Raw genomic sequence first — 19,959 nt, forward strand, 5'->3', positions numbered from 1 at the left:
AAATATACGGGCAGGGGATTTAAAACGCCCTTTTTAACATTTTATTGCGTATTCTCCTACAGGATTTAGAAGTCAAACTTATAAGAAACCCCCGCTAAAGCTTGAAAACCTTGCACCCTAAAATTGGCCCAACGTTGATAATCGCTGTTGGCGATGTTACTTGCTTTCACAAAAATGGAGAGTTGTTGGTTGAAGTGATACCCCACATGCGCATTGGCATCAAAATAGCCATCCAAGGTAACAATGGAAGCTGGAAATTCGGAAGGTGTGGCATTTTGCTCGGCCAAAGCCAATAAATCATCACGCTCACCCACATAGAATAGGTTAGCACCCATATACCATTGGTCATTGATTTGATAATCCATAAAAACAGAACCTTTTATGGAAGGTAAATTCCAAGCTGGATTGTCAGTTTCCGTATCGTAATCGTAGAATTCGGCGTTGATGCCCAAGGTAAAGTTGCGGTTGACATCCACATTCAATTCCCCAAAAATGCCCAAGGTTTTTACATCATCATAAAAAACTTGAAAGGAGTTTCCGTAAAAATAGCTCTTCTCATCATCCCTAAAGGTGTTTTCCGGATTCAAAAAGAACAACGGTTTCATGTTTTCTGCCGTGTAGGAACCTTTAATATTGTATCCAACATTGGATAGCAACTGACCCTTCAATCCCACATAGCCAATATATTGTTGGTCGGTAGGTGCAATTGTCAAGGTTGGGGAAACGTATGGGTTTTCATCCACAAAATCGTGATATGAATTTTGATGGAGATCTCCCTCAATACCACCATAAGCAATGACATTTTCATCCAAGAGTCGGTATGAAGCGGTTATGGCCGGGTAGATGTAAAAGTTGCTGTCACTATTTTCAGTGTCCATTCCAAAGACAAAATTGGCTCCCAGATTCACGGTCAAATCATCCCGAAGAATCAACAAGCTAGGGTTCACACCCGCTTGAAAAAGGCTGTAATTGATTTCACCAGCGTTGACCGTATTGTTAAGCGAAGCATTTTTAAAGTTTCCACCCACATAGTCCAACTTTACACCAATGGTAATCAGTTCTTCGGTAATGGGAAGTTCAATAGTGGGGTTCACCACTACCCTATTCTCTGCCGATTCCGTAGCATCCCAAAAACGACGCAACAAAATATTTCCTTTTTTAAAGAAGGAATCTTCCATATTCAAATGGGCCTTGGCTTCAGCATTGAAGTAATTCTGCTTCTCATCCATATCTGCCACGGTAGTTTCGGCAAATTCACCATTTTCAATCCCATACCAATTGTATAACTGGTGTTGAAGCCCAATACTGGCACCCCAATCCATGTAACGGTCCTTTTTGGCATACGAAGCATCCAATTTGGTGTTGTAGAATTCGGTATCTAAAGGTGTTGAATCTATATCGCCTCGTGATGAATGGTGTGTTAGTCCAAAATCCAACAAATCCTCCCCTCTATTGAATTCGCGACTGGTATAAAAATCCACCAAGGCATTATTGTAATTGCCCAACCCAACCGAAGCATACGAATTGTACAAAGTAGGTGGTGGGGTCTTTTCCACACCCGAAGCTTTTCCCTTGGCCGGGGTAAAAGTAGACGCCACCGGTACGGAAAATATGCTGTAGTTGATATCCTTTTTTTGAAGTACAATGGAGTCATTGAGACTGGGTGCCGATTTAATCTTAAAGGCATCCGAAACGGTAGGGGAATACGGTTTTACCACCGTTACCGTTTCAGTCCCAATGTTGTCGGTTTCCTGTGCTACAAGGGCTCCGAAAAGGCTCAAAAAAAGTGTTGAAAATATATAGGTTCTCTTTTGCATGCTGTGTCTCGATTTAGTTTTCATCAGGGCTAACCGATGAATTGCTCTCCGCCTCCTTGGCCTTTATTCGTGCCAATTCCTCTTTTGCCTCTGTTGCAATCTCATCAAACTCAGAAAAGTTTTTGGTCACACTTTCCAAAATATAGGTAGCTTGGAAGGCATCACCCAAATTGTAGAAGTTCTTGGCCATAATTATCAGTCCTTTTCCACCCCACTCTTTATAGGCCGAATAATCCTTCGCCAATTTTTGGACTGCCACATTGGACGCTTCGTAATTTCCATCTTGATTTTTAAAATACGCATCGTAATACCAAGCCTCTGCAGCAAGTTCTCCAGTGGCAATCTTCTTTACATCCTGATAGGCTGTTTTTGCCAACGCTTCATTGTTGGTCGCAATCGCAGAACGCGCAATCATGATCTGGGCATCACTTTTAATGCGGTCATCAATCTTCGGTGCTTTTAAAACTTTTTCGGCGTAGGCTATGGTCTGACTGTAATCTTTTTGACCATAAAATCCTTTCATGAGGTTGGATTGGGCAAACGTCCGGTTTTCCGAAATATCCGCCGTGCTTTCCAATTTTTTCAAGTAGGGAATGGCACTTTGGTAATCTTGTTTTTCTACATAGATTTCACAAACACGCGTCAACGCCTGCTCAGTGTATTCCCCAGTACCCCCATTGGCCACAGCTTGATATTTGGGCAGGGCCTTATCCTTTTCCCCTTTTGAAAAATAAAGCTGAGCGAGTGAGAAATTGGCATTCTGTGCATGCAATCCATTCGGGAATTCTTTAAGATAATCTTCGTATCCCTTAATGGCCGCATCGGTTTTTCCTTCCACATATTTGCGATCTGCGGATTCAAAACTGGCATTATCCAGTTCAGTATCGGTGACTTCCACGAAATCCAAGTTTCGGGCCCAAGCGGCATATTCGCTTACCCGGCCTTCATCCACATAGACCAATTTGGCGGTTGCCACTGCTTGTTTCGCCTCTTGGGTATTGGGATATTTTTGCACCACCAACTTCAACTTGTCCAAAGCTTGGCTATTTCTGCTTGCGTTGTAGTGCACCAGTCCTTGGCGCAACATACCTCGCGGTGCAAATTTGCTTGTTGGGTATTCCTCAATCAAACGGTCATAGGTTTGCAATCCCCTTGCTTCTTGATTGGCTGTTATGAGTGAGTTCCCCAATTCAAATAGTGCATCATCACGTAGTGATGAAGTGGGGTACATCGTTAAAAACTCGTTTAAACCTTCAATTTTTGCGGAACTATTTCCCAAAAAACCACTACATAATGTTTTTTGGAAGGCGGCATAATCACGCTCCGGACCATTCATTTTGGACGATTCATCATAGGCCCGCATGGCCAATTGGTATTTGCTGGTCACAAAATAACTGTCACCCAATCGCAGATAGCCATCATTCTTGCGCTGTGCATCCAAAGCACTGGAATTGACCACATTTTTGAAATAGGCGATAGCGTTGTTGTAATCCTTCAACTTAAAATAACAATAGCCCAAATTGTAGTCCAACTCCTCGTATTCTGACATGGAGCGTGCCGCTGGAAGCTTCTGGAACTGCACAAAATCCACTAAGGCCTCTTCGAATCGGTTCAAGCGATACTCCGCCTCGCCTTTCCAATAGAGTGTTCTTGCTTCAAAAGATTTGTTCTCTGCGCTTTTCAACGATTTGGAAAAACGCTCCACCGCCGCTTCATAATCGCCATCAATAAACAATTCAATGCCTCGGTAGTAGGCTACTTTTTGATAGGTTTCCTTGCTGGCATAGTTTTTATTCTCCTCCAAAAGCTTCATGGCGCCCTCAAAATTTTTCGAGGTGATGTAGGAATCCACCAAAAGTTCCTGGATTTCCATTTGGTACTGATCTCTTGGATATTTTTCCAGATAGGAAGTCAAAACCTGCGGAACAGGTTCGTAGGCATTCCCAATTTCATAGCTCAATCGGGCATAGTTTAGCCAAGCATCTTTTTGGATTTCTGGGCTGAAGTCCATTTGTGAAGCATTTCGGAACGCATTGAGCGCTTCGGATTTCTTATCCAATTTTAAATAGCACTCCGCCAAATGGTAGTAGGCGTTTTGAGAAACGCTGTTGGTCTCCCCAATAATTTTGTTGAATTGCTGGATGGCCGCTTGGTAATCGCCCTGTTTGTAATGGCTGTACCCCAACAGATAGTAATCCGTATTGTTCATTCGGCCACGTTTCCCTCGGTATTTTTCCAAATACGGGATGGCCTTGTCGTACTGTTCTAGGTTGAAATAGCTTTCACCAATGATTTTGTTGAGTTCGGATTGTTCGTTACGGTCTGACTTTGCCATTTGCTTTTCTGCCATGGCGATAGCTTCCTCAAAATTGCCCAATTTAAAATTCAAGTCGGCCTGATAGTACGAAAGCTTTTCATTGAGTAGATTGGGGTCGGTAATTTGGTCGAAACGAGCACTGGCTTGGTCATAATCATCTTGTTCGTAGGCGATATAACCCAAATAATATTTGGCCTGCGAACCATATTTTTGAGATGTGCTTACCTTGTTCAAATACCGCTCGGCATCCTTGGGTTGCTTGGATGCGTAAAGTGCGTACCCATTATTGAAATTAAAACGCTGTTGATCAGCATAGGACATGGAGGACTCATCCACCTTCTTATACCATTTTAGGGCATATGGGTATTTTCCGGTCTCAAAATAATAATCGGCCACATCCAAAAAAGCGGAATTTCGTTTGGTGGAGGTAGGATATCGGTCCACAAAATCCTCCATCATTTTATCGGCACCACGCTGGTTTAACCGAATGGCGGCATTGGCGGCATAGTACGCGCTGTTGGCTTCGGTTTCGTAATCCGTGGTGGAAGATTTTACCTTTTCAAAAATGGTCTGGGCCGCTTGGTACTGTTCATTATTGTACAGGGCCAGGGCATCTTGATACGCTTTATTTTCGTGGGTATATATCTTGGTTTCCTGTGCGGAAAGCACAAAAAAAGTTCCCAAAATAATGGGAAACAAAAGGAGGTTTTTTCGATTCATAGTGTTCTACGCTGTTCTCGACTGACTTTTACCATAACGTCAAAATTTGAGCCAAAGTATATTTAAAAACTAAGATCTTATAATTATGCTAATAAAATCATACATAATTCCAGAACTTAGTACTTTTATTCACTCAAAGTGATATTATGCCCGAGACCATCGTAAAATTACAGGATGTTGCCGTATTTCAAAATGATAACCTTGTTTTAAAGGATGTCAATCTGGAAGTGAAGAAGGGAGAATTTGTCTATGTCATTGGAAAGACCGGCAGTGGAAAAAGTAGCTTCATGAAAACGCTCTATGCCGATATCCCACTCAAACAGGGCGATGCCTCGGTGGCTGATTTTGACTTGAAACAACTCCAAGAAAAAGACATCCCTTTTTTACGCAGGAAACTAGGCATCGTCTTCCAAGATTTTAAATTGCTGCCAGACCGAAACGTCAATAACAACCTTCGGTTTGTGCTCAAGGCCACCGGATGGACAGATGATTCCAAAATGGATTCCAAAATAGAGGAGGTATTGACCAAGGTGGGCATGAAAACCAAAGGGTTTAAGTTCCCCCATGAACTCTCAGGAGGTGAACAACAACGTATTGCCATTGCACGTGCGCTTTTGAACGACCCTGAACTTATTCTCGCTGACGAGCCCACCGGGAATTTAGATCCTCAGACCAGCGTGGAAGTCATGAAGGTATTGCAGGATATCAACCAAAATGGACGCACCATTGTAATGGCCACCCACGATTACGCTCTCATTTTAAAATATCCGCACAAGACCTTAAAATGTGATGACAGTAAAATGTTTGAGGTCATCCAAAAGGCGATGTGATACCATTGGACAATACACAATTAACAATGTCCAATTTACAAGCATCATTTTTATGAAGCATTTGATAAATTCAAATATGAGCATTCGTTCCTATTAACGAAATTCCTGTCTGCGGCAGGCAGGCTTATCAAACCCAAGTGAAAGTTCAAGAACCAAGAGCGCACCCATGGACATGTTACCCTTGCACCCTTTGTCCTTTACCCATAAAATTGAATGATTTACCTCGCAACTCTGTGATGCGCAAAACTTTTCGTTTCTTTGCCTAAATAAATCTCTTTCCTGTATGGATATTCTTGGAATTGATATTGGCGGATCGGGCATAAAAGGTGCTTTGGTCAATGCTGAAACTGGTGAAATGTTGACGGAACGCTATCGAATCCCAACCCCAAAATCCAGAAAACCCGATGAAATGGCCCAAGTGGTGGCCGAAATTGTGGAACATTTTAACTACAAAGGCCCCGTAGGCTGTGGTTTTCCTTCCATCGTTAAAAATGGGGTTTGTCTTTCTCCCGGAAATCTTCATCCAAGTTGGGTTGGTGTCAATATTGATGAGTTGTTCACCGAAAAAACAGGACAGGAATTTACCGTACTCAATGATGCTGATGCCGCAGGCTATGCTTCCATGAATTATGGTGCGGGAAAAGGTAAAAATGGACTTGTGATCATGATCACGATTGGTACCGGTCTGGGAAGTGGCGCTTTTTATAATGGCAAACTGATTCCCAATTTTGAGTTGGGCCAGATTCCCTACAAAAAATACAAGAAGATAGAAAAATGGGCCGCTGCTTCGGCCAAGGAGCGCGAAGGTCTGAGCTATAAAAAATGGGGCAAGCGCTTCAATAAATTTCTTCAATTGGTGGAGCTCATCGTTTCTCCAGATTTAATCATCATCGGCGGGGGTACCTCAAAAGATTGGGAGGAATTCAGCCACCATATCGACATTGAAACCCACGTAATCAAAGCGGAACTGATGAACCACGCAGGAATTATAGGTGCAGCCGTGGCCTGTCTTCGTGAGCAACACCACGGCCATTTTAGTCAATAAAAACTTTTAAAGAAAAAAAACGGGGAGCATTTTGCTCCCCGTTTTTTCTTCTAGTCTATCTTGTTTCGCTTACGATCTACTTCCTTCAAGTAAATTTTACGTAGTCGCAAGTGATTCGGTGTTACCTCAACGTACTCATCTTTTTGGATGTATTCCAAGGCTTCTTCCAATGAAAATTTGATGGCCGGTACAATTTTGGCCTTCTCGTCAGCACCTGAAGAACGAACGTTTGACAGTTTTTTGGTCTTGGTCACATTCACCGCCATATCATCCCCACGCGAGTTTTCACCGATTACCTGTCCTTCATAGATATCCTCTCCCGGATCAATAAAAAACTTACCTCGCTCTTGCAATTTATCAATGGAGTAAGGAATCGCTGTTCCGTTTTCCATGGAAACCAAGGAACCATTCTGGCGCTGTGCAATTTCACCTTTCAAGGGTTGATATTCCAAAAATCGGTGCGACATTATGGCCTCACCAGCAGTAGCGGTAAGCAATTGGTTACGCAATCCGATGATTCCACGTGATGGAATGATGAATTCACAAATCATACGGGAACCTTTGGACTCCATACTGGTCATCTCCCCTTTTCGGATGGACACCATTTCCACTGCCCTTCCAGAAACTTCCTCAGGCAAATCAATGGTTAGGTGTTCCACAGGCTCACATTTTACTCCATCAATCTCTTTAATGATTACCTGGGGCTGACCAATTTGAAGTTCGTATCCTTCGCGACGCATCGTCTCAATCAAAACGGAAAGGTGCAATACTCCACGACCAAAAACCATGAATTTATCGGCACTATTGGTTTCATTCACCCGAAGGGCCAAGTTTTTCTCCAACTCCTTCTCCAAACGTTCTTTAATGTGCCTTGAAGTCACAAATTTTCCATCTTTTCCAAAAAATGGGCTGTCGTTGATAGTGAACAACATGCTCATGGTGGGTTCATCAATGGCGATGGTCTTCAATTTTTCAGGATTTTCAAAATCGGCAACCGTATCACCAATTTCAAAACCTTCAACACCTACAATAGCGCAGATATCACCTGTTCTTACTTCCTCAACCTTGATTCGACCCAATCCTTCAAAAGTGTACAACTCCTTGATTCTGGATTTTACAACTCTACCGTCTCTTTTTACCAATGAAATGGGTTGACCTTCCTTCAGCGTTCCACGTTGCAAACGACCAATGGCGATTCGACCCGTAAAAGATGAAAAATCCAAAGAAGTGATCAACATCTGGGTGGAACCTTGCTCAGGTTTAAACTCAGGAACATGCTCCAACACCATATCCAAAAGTGGCTCAATATTGCTGGTTGGTTTTTGCCAATCCTCGCTCATCCAATTCTGCTTGGCAGAACCATAAACGGTAGGGAAATCCAACTGCCATTCTTCCGCACCCAATTCAAACATCAAATCGAACACTTTTTCGTGTACTTCCTCTGGGGTACAGTTTTCCTTATCCACTTTATTGATGACCACGCAGGGTTTCAAGCCCAAATCGATGGCTTTTTGCAATACAAAACGGGTTTGTGGCATAGGGCCTTCAAAAGCATCCACCAACAACAAAACCCCATCGGCCATGTTTAGAACACGCTCTACCTCTCCACCGAAATCGGCGTGCCCAGGGGTATCAATAATATTGATTTTGGTGTCTTTGTAGACCACGGAAACGTTCTTGGAAACAATGGTGATTCCTCGCTCCCGTTCCAGGTCGTTGTTGTCCAAAATTAAATCGCCCTTGTTCTCGTTATCTCGGAACAACTGGCAGTGGTACATGATTTTATCAACCAAGGTGGTCTTCCCGTGGTCAACGTGGGCAATGATAGCAATGTTTTTAATCTTGGACATAACCTGATTTTTAAGCCCGCAAAGATACTGCTATTTTCTTCTCGCACACACAAGGAAATGTTATTTTTATCTTATTGATTTTGAGGGGTTTCAAAACCTAAAGACCTACACACCATCGTTTTTCGCTAATAATCCAACCGATACTAAGGTTCACTACGGGAAGAATAGTTCCTTTGAACGGTCCTGCGTAGTATCCGGCGCCGGCATCAATGGAAAAGCTTAAGCCTGAATTATAACTCCGCTGAATGCCATAGACCAGACCACCATACCCATGCACACCATCCACCAATTGCCCCTCCACAATTCGTTCTCCAGGAGAGAACATCGCCACTGTAGGGGCAATATAGTTTCCAGAATTTCCATAAATGGACCTTCTTCGGTGGTAGCGGCCATTGAAATTGTGGTAGTATCGATATTGGGCCGTAATGGCCGGAAAGAAATCCAAATTATCATAGGGTTCTGTGCTTGCCGGCTCCAACGCCACTTGCCAAGCTACCCTAAAGTCCAATGTGCTGTTGACCCCTATACCCATTTCGTACTCTAACCCCGGATTGAAGATGTTGAGCTTTATCTGGCGAATCTCACAGTTTTTGCCATATTGGGAATGGACGAACGTGCCAAAACATAACATCGCCAAAACAAGGAAAGAGCGCATAGTAGGTAAATTTGGTACTAGTATAACATATACATCATCAAAATAGTATTTTTGTGGAAAATTTAAGTTGATGCGACTAGAAGCCATTCCTCAGATAAAACATGTAGAAAGCAATAATTTTTTCCTTTTGGCCGGTCCTTGTGCCATAGAAGGCGAGGAAATGGCCATGCGGATTGCCGAAAAAGTAGTTTCCATCACGGATAAACTTGAGATTCCTTATGTTTTTAAAGGAAGTTTTAAAAAGGCAAATCGCAGTCGCATTGATTCCTTCACTGGGATTGGGGATGAAAAAGCATTGAAGATATTGCGAAAGGTTTCCGAAACTTTCAAAGTTCCTACCGTAACAGACATCCATGAAATTTCTGATGCCACGATGGCTGCCGAATATGTGGATGTACTTCAAATCCCTGCCTTTTTGGTACGCCAAACCGATTTGGTGGTAGCCGCAGCCGAAACCGGAAAGGTCGTCAACTTGAAGAAAGGACAGTTCATGAGTCCGGAAAGTATGAAGCATGCCGTGACCAAAGTCACCGAAACCGGCAACGAACAAGCCATCATTACCGATAGAGGCACAATGTTTGGTTATCAGGACATGATTGTGGACTTTCGAGGTATTCCTACCATGAAGCAATATGCTCCTGTGGTTCTGGATGTTACCCACTCCTTGCAACAGCCCAACCAATCTTCTGGGGTGACCGGAGGTCGTCCTGCATTGATTGGGACCATGGCACGAGCTGGAATCGCTGCTGGTGTTGATGGACTTTTTATGGAGACCCATTTTGACCCAGCGAATGCAAAAAGTGATGGCGCCAACATGTTGGATTTAAGTTTGTTGGAGAAATTATTGACGGATTTAACCGCTATCCGAAAGACCATCAACTCCCTATAAGTCGATAAATTCAAATTTTACTTCCCTGTAATTTTCTCAATTTCAGAAGGTTGACAAAAATCTTCAAAATTGTTTTTAATTAGTCTAAATATTCTTTGCCTGATTACGTGTTGGGACATACATTTGCAATCGAAATTTATTTAGACCAATTACAAATAACAAAATGAAGAATATATTACTCATCCTCAGCTTAGCGGTTTTCTTTACTTCACAAGCGCAAACCGGAAATTTAAAAGGAAGGGTCACCGACCAAAACAATACTCCCCTCAGCAATGTTAACATTGCATTGTCAAACACCAGTCTTGGTGCAACTTCGGATAATTCGGGGAACTATGAAATAACAAACCTTGCCCCTGGTTCATACACACTTACATTTTCTATGGTTGGCTACGGTACGCAGAACAAAACCATTACCCTTTATGCGAATCAAACCACCAATGTTCCAACAACAGTGTTGGTTGAACGTCAAGAGCAACTTAATGAAGTGGTTGTTGAAGGTGAACAAATCAACAAATATGCTAGAAAGGCAAGTGTCTATGTTTCCAAAATGCCTCTAAAGGACATCGAAAACCCTCAGGTGTACAATTCCATCTCCACTGAATTGTTGCAGGACCAAGTGGTGACCAATTTTGATGATGCCCTTAAAAATGCCCCTGGCATCGACAAGCTTTGGGAATCTACAGGTAGAGGTAGCGATGGCGCTGGATATTTCTCACTACGTGGCTTCGCTGTGCAGCCTACCATGATCAATGGATTGCCCGGTTTGACAAACGGTAGTCCAGACCCAGCAAATATTGAATCCATCGAAGTCATTAAAGGCCCATCTGGAACGTTGTATGGCAGTAGTTTGATTTCCTATGGTGGCTTGATCAACATCAACACCAAAAAGCCATTCTATGGTTTTGGAGGAAATATCTCCTATACTTCGGGCAGCTACGGATTGAACCGTGTAACTGCCGATGTGAACACCACCTTAGGCAACCAGAACAATATTGCACTTCGTGTGAACACTTCATATCACACCCAAAACAGCTACCAAGACGCTGGGTTTAGAAAATCGTTCTTCTTTGCACCATCATTGGCATTTCAAGCAAACGATAAACTATCCTTCAACATCAACACCGAATTCTACAACGGTAGAAGCACCAACCAGACCATGTTGTTCGTAGATCGTGGTTCGCCACTTCGTGTGACCAATTTGGATGAATTGGGTTACGATTTTAAACGTTCGTATACGAGCAACGATTTATACATTGACACACCAACGTACAGCCTTCAAGGTCAGATGAACTATATTTTAAGTGATTCTTGGACTTCCCAAACCGTAATTTCTAGATCTAATGCAAAATCTGATGGCTACTACTCATATTTATACGAGGTAACCTCAACCGTAGAAGGTCTATCTGGAGAACCACTTGAAGACGGAATCATCTTGGCTCGATACACCAGCAACCAAAACTCCGAAACCTTGGGAACCGATATTCAACAAAACTTTATCGGAGATTTTAATATTGGAACCATGCGTAACCGTTTGGTAGTAGGGTTGGATTACCTTAAAACCAGAACCATAAACAACAGCACAGGCTACGGAAATCAAGGTTTCGTCTATGTGGGCAGCAATACTGATGAATTCCAAGCTGTGGTACCCGCCCTTCATGCTTACTATGGGACTCCAAGCGGAACCGGTTTGTACGATTCTGGAGTCTTGACCCAGGATGGTGCTGACGCTGGAATCGCAACTTTGGCTAACCCTGGCGCACAATTTAGCGAAGCACAGCAAGAGATTTTCAGCGCCTATGCTTCCAATGTCATCAATCTATTACCAGAATTGTCTGCAATGGCCAGTTTGCGTGTGGACCGTTTTTCAAATGACGGCTACAATCAGACCGCATTTTCTCCAAAATTTGGATTGGTGTATCAGCCTATATTGAACAAAGTATCGTTGTTTGCCAACTACATGGACGGGTTCAGCAATGTGGCTCCAGTAACAGAATTAACCAATGGAAATACTTCGGTTAGAGCATTGAACCCAGAACATGCCAACCAGTTTGAAGTCGGTACCAAGTTGAACTTGTTCAACGATAAACTTTCGGCTACGTTGAGCTACTACGATATCACCGTTAGTGACATGGCACAGCGAATCGATACGGATGCCAACAACTATTTCTATACCCAAGACGGTGAACAGAACAGTAAAGGTTTTGAAGCCAACATTATCGCTTCCCCTGTTGACGGATTGAACATCGTTGCAGGATATAGCTATAACGACAGCCAATTGGTAGAAGGTGACGCCAGCTTCACCGGTTTTAGACCCGAGAGCGCTGGTCCAATGAACTTGGCTAATGTTTGGGCCAGCTACCGATTTACGCAGGGAACTTTGGAAAACTTCGGACTGGGATTTGGAGGTAACTACGCCAGCGATAACAAAATTTTCAACAGGACCAACGGAACCTTCACCATTGATGAGTACACCATTTTGAATGCTTCCACATTCTACGATGGTGGAAATTATAGAATCACGCTGAAGTTGGACAACATTGCGAACAAAGACTACTACAAAGGATGGTCAACTATCAGCCCACAGAATTTGAGAAGTCTTTCTGCCAATTTCACTTATAAATTCTAAGAAAATAAAGATGAAAAAACTAATTGTAACCTTATTGCTCATCACGTTGCCCGTTCTGTCGGCCTCAGCTCACTATCTGTGGATAGAGACCGACGGTAAAGGGACCTTGGGCCAAGCACAGGAAATCCGTGTACATTATGGAGAGTACACCTACGGTGTGATTGAAAAAGTGGAAGGCGAAGCTTTTCCATTGGTTTCCAAGTTTACCCTTTGGGTAATTGCTCCGGATGGCACAAAAACCCAGTTGAATACGGAAGCCCACGAAGACCACTATCTGGCCAGCTTTACCCCATCACAGGATGGCGTGTATACCATCGCTTTGAACAACAATGAGATTGATGTCATCGATTACACCCAATACGATTTTGGAATTTTCAAGACACATTATCATTCCACTGCCAAAGTTCAGGTGGGAACCGATGGCGATACAAAAACGGCAAATCCAGAAGGAATCGTCGTAAAACAATTGGAAAATAATGGTGACGAAGTAAAACTCCAGGTACTTTATAAGGGTAAGCCAATCGCTGAAAACGAGCTTAAAGTCTATGTTGCTGACCTATGGGCCAAAACCTTGTACACCGATGAAAATGGAGAAGTTTCCTTTGCCCTTCCATGGGAGACCAAATATATTGTGGAGACCACGACCAAGGAAGAGATTCCCGGCACCTACAAGGGTGAAGACTATCAATTCATTTGGCATTGCGCCACCTATTGCATAAAACCGTAACCCATGGTCACCGTAATTTCATTGCTCACCTTTATTGCCTTTTACCTGCTCTATGGCACATCCAAAAAAATGGCCACTATAGGAGGTCTGGGCTTGGAGAAATGGACAGGTGAACATAAAAAAACGGCTCAATACATCAGTTTGGCCCTAATGATTTTATCATTGGGGCTTAGCTGTTTTTACTGGGGTCTTGGTTCGGGTACGTTCACCTTTTCCATCCTTTTGATGACGGTTGCCAGTTTGGTGATCCTCTTGACCCCTTTACAGTTGTTGAACTACCGTTTTTTGGGCATTCTCTTTTTATGTTCAATCGTTTTTGAAACCCTCTTGTTTTAGCCTATGCCAGCCAACAAAAAATATTTGACACCATCCCCCTCGCAACGATTTGCGAAGATAACCGCTGCCATTTTGGGCGGACTTATTGTTGCCGTGATGTTTCACATGGCTTTGGCCAGCTGGTTCAATCATGTCGCGGTCATCATCACCAGCACCTTTTCAGCCTTTGTTCTTTGGGCCGCTTTGATGGTCGTTGCCTTTTTGGGCAAAAACGGGTGGAAGGTTTGGGGTATTTATCTTTTGGCAAGTCTGTTCCTCGGTGTCATCTATTATTTTGGAAACCAAATCAACCCACTTGTTTAAACCATGGGAAACCGCATCTACAATATTTTGTTCCATACGCATACCGTTAGCGGTATTGTGATCAGCGTTGCACTTTATGTAATTTTCTTTACAGGCTCCTTTTCCTTTTTCAGGGATGAAATTGCCAATTGGCAACGTGGGCATTCCGTTAGTCAGGAAGACGCTTTACCAGGCAGTGTGGACAGTTACCTCAACAATCTTTCCAAGGAATACAACCTGTACGGACGGGATGTGGAACTACGCCATTATTATAACGAGCGGAGTATTTCTGTGAATTTGGGTGCTTCGCAAGATTCCTTGGCGGTTGAAGCCGACAAAGCTCCCGTCTTTTTCTATTTGGACCCTGAAGCCAAGACCAAAACTAAGGACTACGCGAGCAATTATAATCTGGGTGAATTTTTGTACCGCCTCCATTTTTTGGACCAAATCCCCTACCCCTACGGACGGACTTTGGCGGGATTGGTGGCCTTCTTTTTCCTGTTTGCCATTTTCACTGGAATTTTGGTGCATTGGGATAAGATTGTTTCCAATTTTTACACCTTCAGACCTTGGGCTAAACTCAAAACCATGTGGACCGATGCCCATACCGCACTTGGTGTGATTGGGTTTCCGTTCCAATTTGTGTATGCCGTTACCGGGGCTTTCTTTTTGTTGAAAGGCATCTTGGTATTTCCATTGGTTATGGGATTGTACGAGGGCGATGCAAATGAATTATATGAAGATTTGGAGTACAATCATCCGGTTTACGAATTCCAAAACCAAAAATTGAAAACCGACATCCATCTTGATGAATTGATCAATCAAACCAAAAAAGAATGGGGCGATTTTCGGGTAACCGAGACCCATATTTTTAACTACGGTGATAAAAATATGCATGCTGCCATAAGTGGTTACATGGGTTATGACACCAAACTTAACGGTTTGGGCTACCGCATCTACAAAATTGCCGATGGCTCCATTGCCCAAGAGAAAGTACCCGTTACCAACACATCATATTTGGATGGGGTAAAAAATATGATGTTTCGCCTTCATTTTGGAGATTATGCGGGTTATGGTCTTCGTGTGATTTCCTTCATCCTTGGATTGGTTTCCTGTTTTGTAATCCTTTCAGGTATCATGATATGGTTGGTGGCTCGGGATAAGAAAAACATTCCGGAAAAGCGCCGAAAGTTCAATCAGCAGGTGGCTAATTGGTATATGGCTATCTGCTTAACACTGCTTCCTGTTACCGCTTTGGAATTTATCATCGTAAAGTTTGCCCCAATTGTGAACATGTCCTTCCTATACCAAACCTATTTCCCGATTTGGTTGGTGACCACAGTGTTCTTTATCCTTAAAAAGGATATTGCCTTCACCAACAAATGGACCTTGATCTCGGGAGGTATTTTGGGATTATTGGTGCCAATCGCCAACGGCGTTGCAACCGGCAATTGGGTGTGGGTCGCTTATCAAAATGGATACCAACACATTCTTTTGGTGGATTTGCTCTGGTTGATTTTGGGTCTGGTTTCTCTCTGGATAGCTTTCTTCAAGCTTAAAACGACTCGGAGTGAACTCGCTCCTACCAACGGCTAATGTTTGTAAAACCCTTTGTCCCGAAATGAGTAAGCCTCCTTTAACACATCAACAAGTACGGCATCGTCAATTTCTTCCAAAGTGCGATAGCGCAGTGATTTGACCACTTTTCTATTCTCGGTGGTCATCTTGTCCAAATGAACGGTCAAATGCGCCGAACTCCAAAAAGCGATATCCACATATCCCTTTTTTTGGGAAACATTTAAATAGCAGAGAGGTTGTTTTCCCTCATAAAAACATGGAATGCCCCATTTGTATTTCATATCCACCTTGGGAACAACCGCTTCGATGACAGCTCTCAGGTGCAACAATATGCTCCTAAAAGGTTCTCTCTGATTTAGGATGTATTCTTCAGCCGGATTCATAGATACCCCTAAAATAAATCCATTTGCACGAAAAAAGTTAGGTTGATTCGAAAAATAATTTAACTTTGAATTTCAAAGTACTTTAAAATGGATTCAAAAAAATACTTGGACGATATTTCCCAAATCAAAGATTTGATGAATCGTTCTTCCCGTTTTATCTCGCTAAGTGGTCTTTCGGGAATATTAGCCGGAGTATATGCCATTACAGGTGCCAGTGTCGCCTACTTTTTTCTTCGCCCAGAACCCAATGAATATATCACCCTGCACAGCTGGAACTTTAAAGTTTTGGTTGCCATCCTTATTGCCGTAGCCGTGCTCAGTTTTGTAACGGCTTACATGCTCACCACACAAAAAGCGAAAAAAAACGACGAGAAAATTTGGGATGAGACCACAAAACGGCTTTTGGTGAATTTTTTTGTGCCCCTAGTCACCGGAGGTATTTATATCCTCATTAAACTAACGAGCCAACAGTACGGACTCACCGCTTCCCTAATGCTCATTTTCTACGGTCTGGCGTTGGTCAATGCCTCAAAATATACCATTGGAAATGTAAAATATCTGGGATATGCCCAAATCATATTGGGACTTATTTGTGCTGCTTTTCCTGGGTATGGATTTTGGTTTTGGGTAGTAGGTTTCGGTATTTTGCACATCATCTACGGAAGCATGATGCATTTGAAGGAACGAAAAGCATAACATGGGGCTTATTGATAACATAAACAAGTTGTTCGACCATCGAATACGTTTGGGCATTATGTCCATTCTCATGGTCAATGACGAGGTTGACTTTAACCAACTCAAGGAGCTCTTGGATGTTACCGACGGAAATCTATCCAGTCATTCCAAAACCTTGGAAAAAGCCAAATACATTACGATTCAGAAGTCATTTATTGGAAAAAAACCAAATACAAGGTACGCGATCACCCAAAGTGGAAAACAAGCCTTCAAAAAACATATTGATGCCCTGGAGCATCTTATTAAATCCCAAGAATAATTTTTTTATCCATTCACTTTGAATTTCAAAGTACTTTAAAATAAAATACTATGTCAATACAAAAACAAAAATTCGGAAACTGGCTACGGAATTCCATCTCAGTAAAAATGATCACGGTCGGATTTTTAATCTTGATTTTATTAATCCCTTTGGCATTCATCAAGGATTTGATTCGGGAGCGAGAGGCTAGACAATACGAAGTAGTGCAGGAAATCAATTCCAAATGGGGTGGCCCGGTCATCATAAATGGACCCATACTCAAGATTCCATATCAGGAATATATGGAAGAGACCGTTTTCAACGAAGAGACCAAAACGTATCTAAAAACGAAAAAAGCCGTTCGGCGAGATGCCTATTTCTTTCCAAAGAAATTAAATATTCAATCAAAGACCACAACCCAGTCTTTGGAAAGAGGTATTTATGAATCTGTTGTCTTTAGCTCTGAATCCAAAGTTCAAGGAGTCTTTACAAATCCTGATTTTTCGGAAAAAGAGGTTGCGGATGAAGATATTTTATGGGAAAAGGCCACGGTTCTTTTTCAAGTAAGTAATCTTAAAGGTATCCGAAACACCGTGAACGTTAATCTTGGTGGGGAAGACTATGTACTCAATCCTAAATTTGACAACAATTACATGAATACCTTGGAGTCCGGTTTTATTGAAAACCTTGAGGAAATACAAAATAGCCCCATGGATTTTCAATCTAACCTTACCATTAATGGCAGCAATACGCTGCAGTTTATCCCTATTGGCAAGGAAACATTGGTCTCCATGCAATCCAACTGGCACTCCCCCAGTTTTAACGGCAATTACCTGCCGGATACAGAAGGAAAGGAAATTACCGACCAAGGGTTTTCGGCTAAATGGAAAGTTTTGGAAACCAATAGGCGATTTGGGCAAACTTTTTTTGACCAACTCCCAGACCTATCCGAGTTTGCCTTCGGAACCGCTTTTCTGGTTCCCGTGGATGACTACCAAAAAACAGAGCGCACCAGTAAATATGGTTTTATGATCATAGGACTTACTCTTTTGGTATTCCTCCTGATTCAAATCAGCAGTAAAATTGCCATTCATCCCTTTCAATATTTAATGATCGGGCTGGCCTTGGTGTTGTTCTATACGCTGTTGATTTCAATCTCCGAACATAAAAATTACCTGTTCGCCTATCTGGTTTCGGGAATTTCGGTAGTAACACTGATAACAATTTACTCCAGATCTATTCTAAAAAACACCAAATTCACCTTGTTGATTTTGGGTTCTATGTTGGGATTGTATTCCTTTATTTTTGTCATCATTCAACTTGAAGATTACGCCCTTTTGGTGGGAAGCATTGGATTATTCGTAATTCTATCCACCATCATGTTTACTTCAAGAAAAATTGATTGGTCTGGACCGCAGGAGATTTAAACCTATAATACTGCCCCGGGCAATCTGGGGCAGTAACTTCTTTTAAGGTTTACCTTTTCTTAATCAACCGTTTTGGCGGGTTTCATACATTTGAAAAAACCGCAACCATGAAATTCCAACCGTTTCTCCTCCTGTTTTTTGTCCCTAGCCTCATTTTTGCCCAGGAACATTCGCATACAAGTTCCAGAACCATAGCATTTCCCGATGTCCCTGGATATAAAACCCTAAAGACCGATCTACACCAGCATACTGTTTTTTCGGATGGAAATGTCTGGCCTACCATTCGAGTTATGGAGGCATTACGGGATAATTTGGATGTGATATCACTTACGGAACATTTGGAATATCAGCCCCACGCGGCAGATATCCCCCACCCTGATCGGAACCGTTCTTTTAATTTGGCCCTTGCCGAAGCCAAAGACCATGAACTTTTAATTGTACATGGTTCTGAAATTACCCGAGGAGAACCTATTGGCCACAACAATGCTGTTTTTATCCAAGACGCCAATAAGCTTTTGAATGACAAAGCCGAAACCACATTTGCCGAAGCAAAAAAACAAGGTGGTTTTATCTTCTGGAACCATCCCGCATGGTACGCACAATCACCCAAAGGGACACCAATTCTAAGTGATTTTCAAAAAGAACGCATCAAAAATGGAGAATTGCATGGTATCGAGGTCATTAATACTGGAGATTATGCCGAAGAATCTTTGGCGATTGCCTTGGAAAACAATTTGACCATTATGGGCACCAGTGATATTCACGGACTTATTGATTGGGATTATGTTGAGCATGGGCATGACCGCCCTATCACATTAGTTTTTGCCAAAGAAAAAACCGAGGCTTCTTTGAAAGAAGCCTTGTTCGCTGGACGTACGGTGGCCGTTTTCAATTCACTTTTGGTAGGAAAAGAAGAAAATCTATTGCCTTTGCTTAATGCCTCAATCAAATTTAAAAAAGCCAAGTACATAGACAATACTACCATTTTGGAAGTCACCTTAAAGAATGTAACCAGTAGTGATTTGATTTTTGAAAATCAAATGCCGTTCACTTTCTATTCCAGCTCTCCCGTTTTTACGGTTCCTGCTCAAGGGACAAAGACATTGAAAATAAAGGTTTTGGAAAAGGCGATAGACTTACCCATCAAACTTAAAGCTTTGGGAGCCTACATTGCTCCAAAAGAACATCCTATTGTTACTTGGAATCTTAAGTTGGAAGAATAGGGTTAAGCTACCGAGAACAAGGTTGACCCTCCATTGATTTCTTGGTCGAAATCAGCCTTGATTTTCTCGATAAAACGTTGGGGTGTTTTATTTGATATCCAGACCCAATGGTTTTTCACATCCACGTCAAAATGGAAAATTGAAAAATCACCACTGAAATCACTGTCCAATTTTTTAAGAAGAAACTTGGTGATTTTAGGGCGTAATCGATATTCCATATCAATGCAGGCCTTTTGGACGGCTTGGTCATTTTCTCCAGAAATTACCCAATTGAATTTCAC

The 19,959-nt window shown here is 42.3% G+C and carries 18 protein-coding genes; 12 read left to right on the top strand and 6 right to left on the bottom strand.

The genetic code is table 11. The annotated features are described in order from the left end of the window. Positions 1-65: 65 nt before the first annotated feature. On the bottom strand, positions 66-1,817 hold the full coding sequence (locus tag ACFSJE_RS16480) for a TonB-dependent receptor (RefSeq protein ID WP_379831968.1): 1,752 nt from the start codon (positions 1,815-1,817) through the stop codon (positions 66-68). Positions 1,818-1,830: 13 nt separating this feature from the next. Further along, on the bottom strand, positions 1,831-4,854 hold the full coding sequence (locus ACFSJE_RS16485; RefSeq protein ID WP_379831969.1) for a tetratricopeptide repeat protein: 3,024 nt from the start codon (positions 4,852-4,854) through the stop codon (positions 1,831-1,833). Positions 4,855-5,000: 146 nt separating this feature from the next. Here ACFSJE_RS16485 and ACFSJE_RS16490 point away from each other — a divergent pair, with 146 nt between their 5' ends. Together ACFSJE_RS16490 and ppgK are read left to right on the top strand one after the other, a co-directional pair. Further along, positions 5,001-5,684 carry a cell division ATP-binding protein FtsE gene (locus tag ACFSJE_RS16490; RefSeq protein ID WP_379831970.1) on the top strand — a complete coding sequence of 228 codons (684 nt, stop codon included), beginning with the start codon at positions 5,001-5,003 and terminating at the stop codon, positions 5,682-5,684. Positions 5,685-5,967: 283 nt separating this feature from the next. Beyond that, positions 5,968-6,729: a polyphosphate--glucose phosphotransferase gene (gene ppgK / locus ACFSJE_RS16495; RefSeq protein WP_379831971.1), complete on the top strand. Its 762-nt coding sequence runs from the start codon at positions 5,968-5,970 to the stop codon at positions 6,727-6,729. Between the two features lie 50 nt (positions 6,730-6,779). Here ppgK and typA read toward each other — a convergent pair whose 3' ends face one another. Together typA and ACFSJE_RS16505 are read right to left on the bottom strand one after the other, a co-directional pair. Then, positions 6,780-8,579 (bottom strand): translational GTPase TypA, encoded by a 1,800-nt coding sequence (gene typA, locus ACFSJE_RS16500; RefSeq protein WP_379831972.1) that lies wholly within the window; start codon positions 8,577-8,579, stop codon positions 6,780-6,782. Positions 8,580-8,676: 97 nt separating this feature from the next. Further along, on the bottom strand, positions 8,677-9,234 hold the full coding sequence (locus tag ACFSJE_RS16505; protein ID WP_379831973.1) for a hypothetical protein: 558 nt from the start codon (positions 9,232-9,234) through the stop codon (positions 8,677-8,679). A gap of 70 nt (positions 9,235-9,304) precedes the next feature. Here ACFSJE_RS16505 and kdsA point away from each other — a divergent pair, with 70 nt between their 5' ends. From kdsA to ACFSJE_RS16535, 6 genes are all read left to right on the top strand, one after another. After that, complete coding sequence (gene kdsA / locus ACFSJE_RS16510) at positions 9,305-10,123, top strand: 3-deoxy-8-phosphooctulonate synthase (RefSeq protein ID WP_379831974.1); 819 nt, start codon at positions 9,305-9,307, stop codon at positions 10,121-10,123. 163 nt (positions 10,124-10,286) lie between these two features. Beyond that, positions 10,287-12,749, top strand: a complete 2,463-nt coding sequence (locus ACFSJE_RS16515; RefSeq protein ID WP_379831975.1) for a TonB-dependent siderophore receptor — start codon at positions 10,287-10,289, stop codon at positions 12,747-12,749. 10 nt (positions 12,750-12,759) lie between these two features. Further along, on the top strand, positions 12,760-13,476 hold the full coding sequence (locus ACFSJE_RS16520) for a DUF4198 domain-containing protein (RefSeq protein ID WP_379831976.1): 717 nt from the start codon (positions 12,760-12,762) through the stop codon (positions 13,474-13,476). Positions 13,477-13,479: 3 nt separating this feature from the next. After that, a complete protein-coding gene (locus ACFSJE_RS16525) occupies positions 13,480-13,812 on the top strand; it encodes a hypothetical protein (RefSeq protein ID WP_379831977.1) in 333 nt (110 codons plus the stop codon). Between the two features lie 3 nt (positions 13,813-13,815). Further along, the gene (locus ACFSJE_RS16530; protein ID WP_379831978.1) at positions 13,816-14,115 is read left to right on the top strand and encodes a hypothetical protein; all 300 of its coding nucleotides are present in this window, start codon (positions 13,816-13,818) and stop codon (positions 14,113-14,115) included. A 3-nt stretch (positions 14,116-14,118) separates the two neighbouring features. Beyond that, positions 14,119-15,690 carry a PepSY-associated TM helix domain-containing protein gene (locus ACFSJE_RS16535; protein WP_379831979.1) on the top strand — a complete coding sequence of 524 codons (1,572 nt, stop codon included), beginning with the start codon at positions 14,119-14,121 and terminating at the stop codon, positions 15,688-15,690. Here the strand turns inward: ACFSJE_RS16535 and ACFSJE_RS16540 are convergent. Next, positions 15,687-16,055, bottom strand: a complete 369-nt coding sequence (locus ACFSJE_RS16540; RefSeq protein WP_379831980.1) for a DUF1801 domain-containing protein — start codon at positions 16,053-16,055, stop codon at positions 15,687-15,689. The genes ACFSJE_RS16535 and ACFSJE_RS16540 overlap by 4 nt on opposite strands. An 87-nt stretch (positions 16,056-16,142) precedes the next feature. Here ACFSJE_RS16540 and ACFSJE_RS16545 point away from each other — a divergent pair, with 87 nt between their 5' ends. From ACFSJE_RS16545 to ACFSJE_RS16560, 4 genes are all read left to right on the top strand, one after another. Further along, positions 16,143-16,751, top strand: coding sequence for a hypothetical protein (locus ACFSJE_RS16545; RefSeq protein WP_379831981.1), 609 nt, complete (start codon positions 16,143-16,145; stop codon positions 16,749-16,751). Between the two features lies 1 nt (position 16,752). After that, positions 16,753-17,049, top strand: a complete 297-nt coding sequence (locus ACFSJE_RS16550) for a winged helix-turn-helix domain-containing protein (RefSeq protein ID WP_379831982.1) — start codon at positions 16,753-16,755, stop codon at positions 17,047-17,049. A 50-nt stretch (positions 17,050-17,099) separates the two neighbouring features. Further along, positions 17,100-18,455 carry a cell envelope integrity protein CreD gene (creD, locus tag ACFSJE_RS16555; protein WP_379831983.1) on the top strand — a complete coding sequence of 452 codons (1,356 nt, stop codon included), beginning with the start codon at positions 17,100-17,102 and terminating at the stop codon, positions 18,453-18,455. Between the two features lie 107 nt (positions 18,456-18,562). After that, on the top strand, positions 18,563-19,678 hold the full coding sequence (locus ACFSJE_RS16560) for an Sb-PDE family phosphodiesterase (RefSeq protein WP_379831984.1): 1,116 nt from the start codon (positions 18,563-18,565) through the stop codon (positions 19,676-19,678). Positions 19,679-19,680: 2 nt separating this feature from the next. Here the strand turns inward: ACFSJE_RS16560 and ACFSJE_RS16565 are convergent, their stop codons facing one another. Beyond that, entirely contained in the window at positions 19,681-19,959 is a 279-nt protein-coding gene (locus ACFSJE_RS16565; RefSeq protein ID WP_379831985.1) for a hypothetical protein, read from the bottom strand.

Source organism: Flagellimonas iocasae, assembly GCF_042682725.1.
In the GTDB taxonomy this organism is placed as follows: Bacteria; Bacteroidota; Bacteroidia; order Flavobacteriales; family Flavobacteriaceae; genus Flagellimonas; species Flagellimonas iocasae.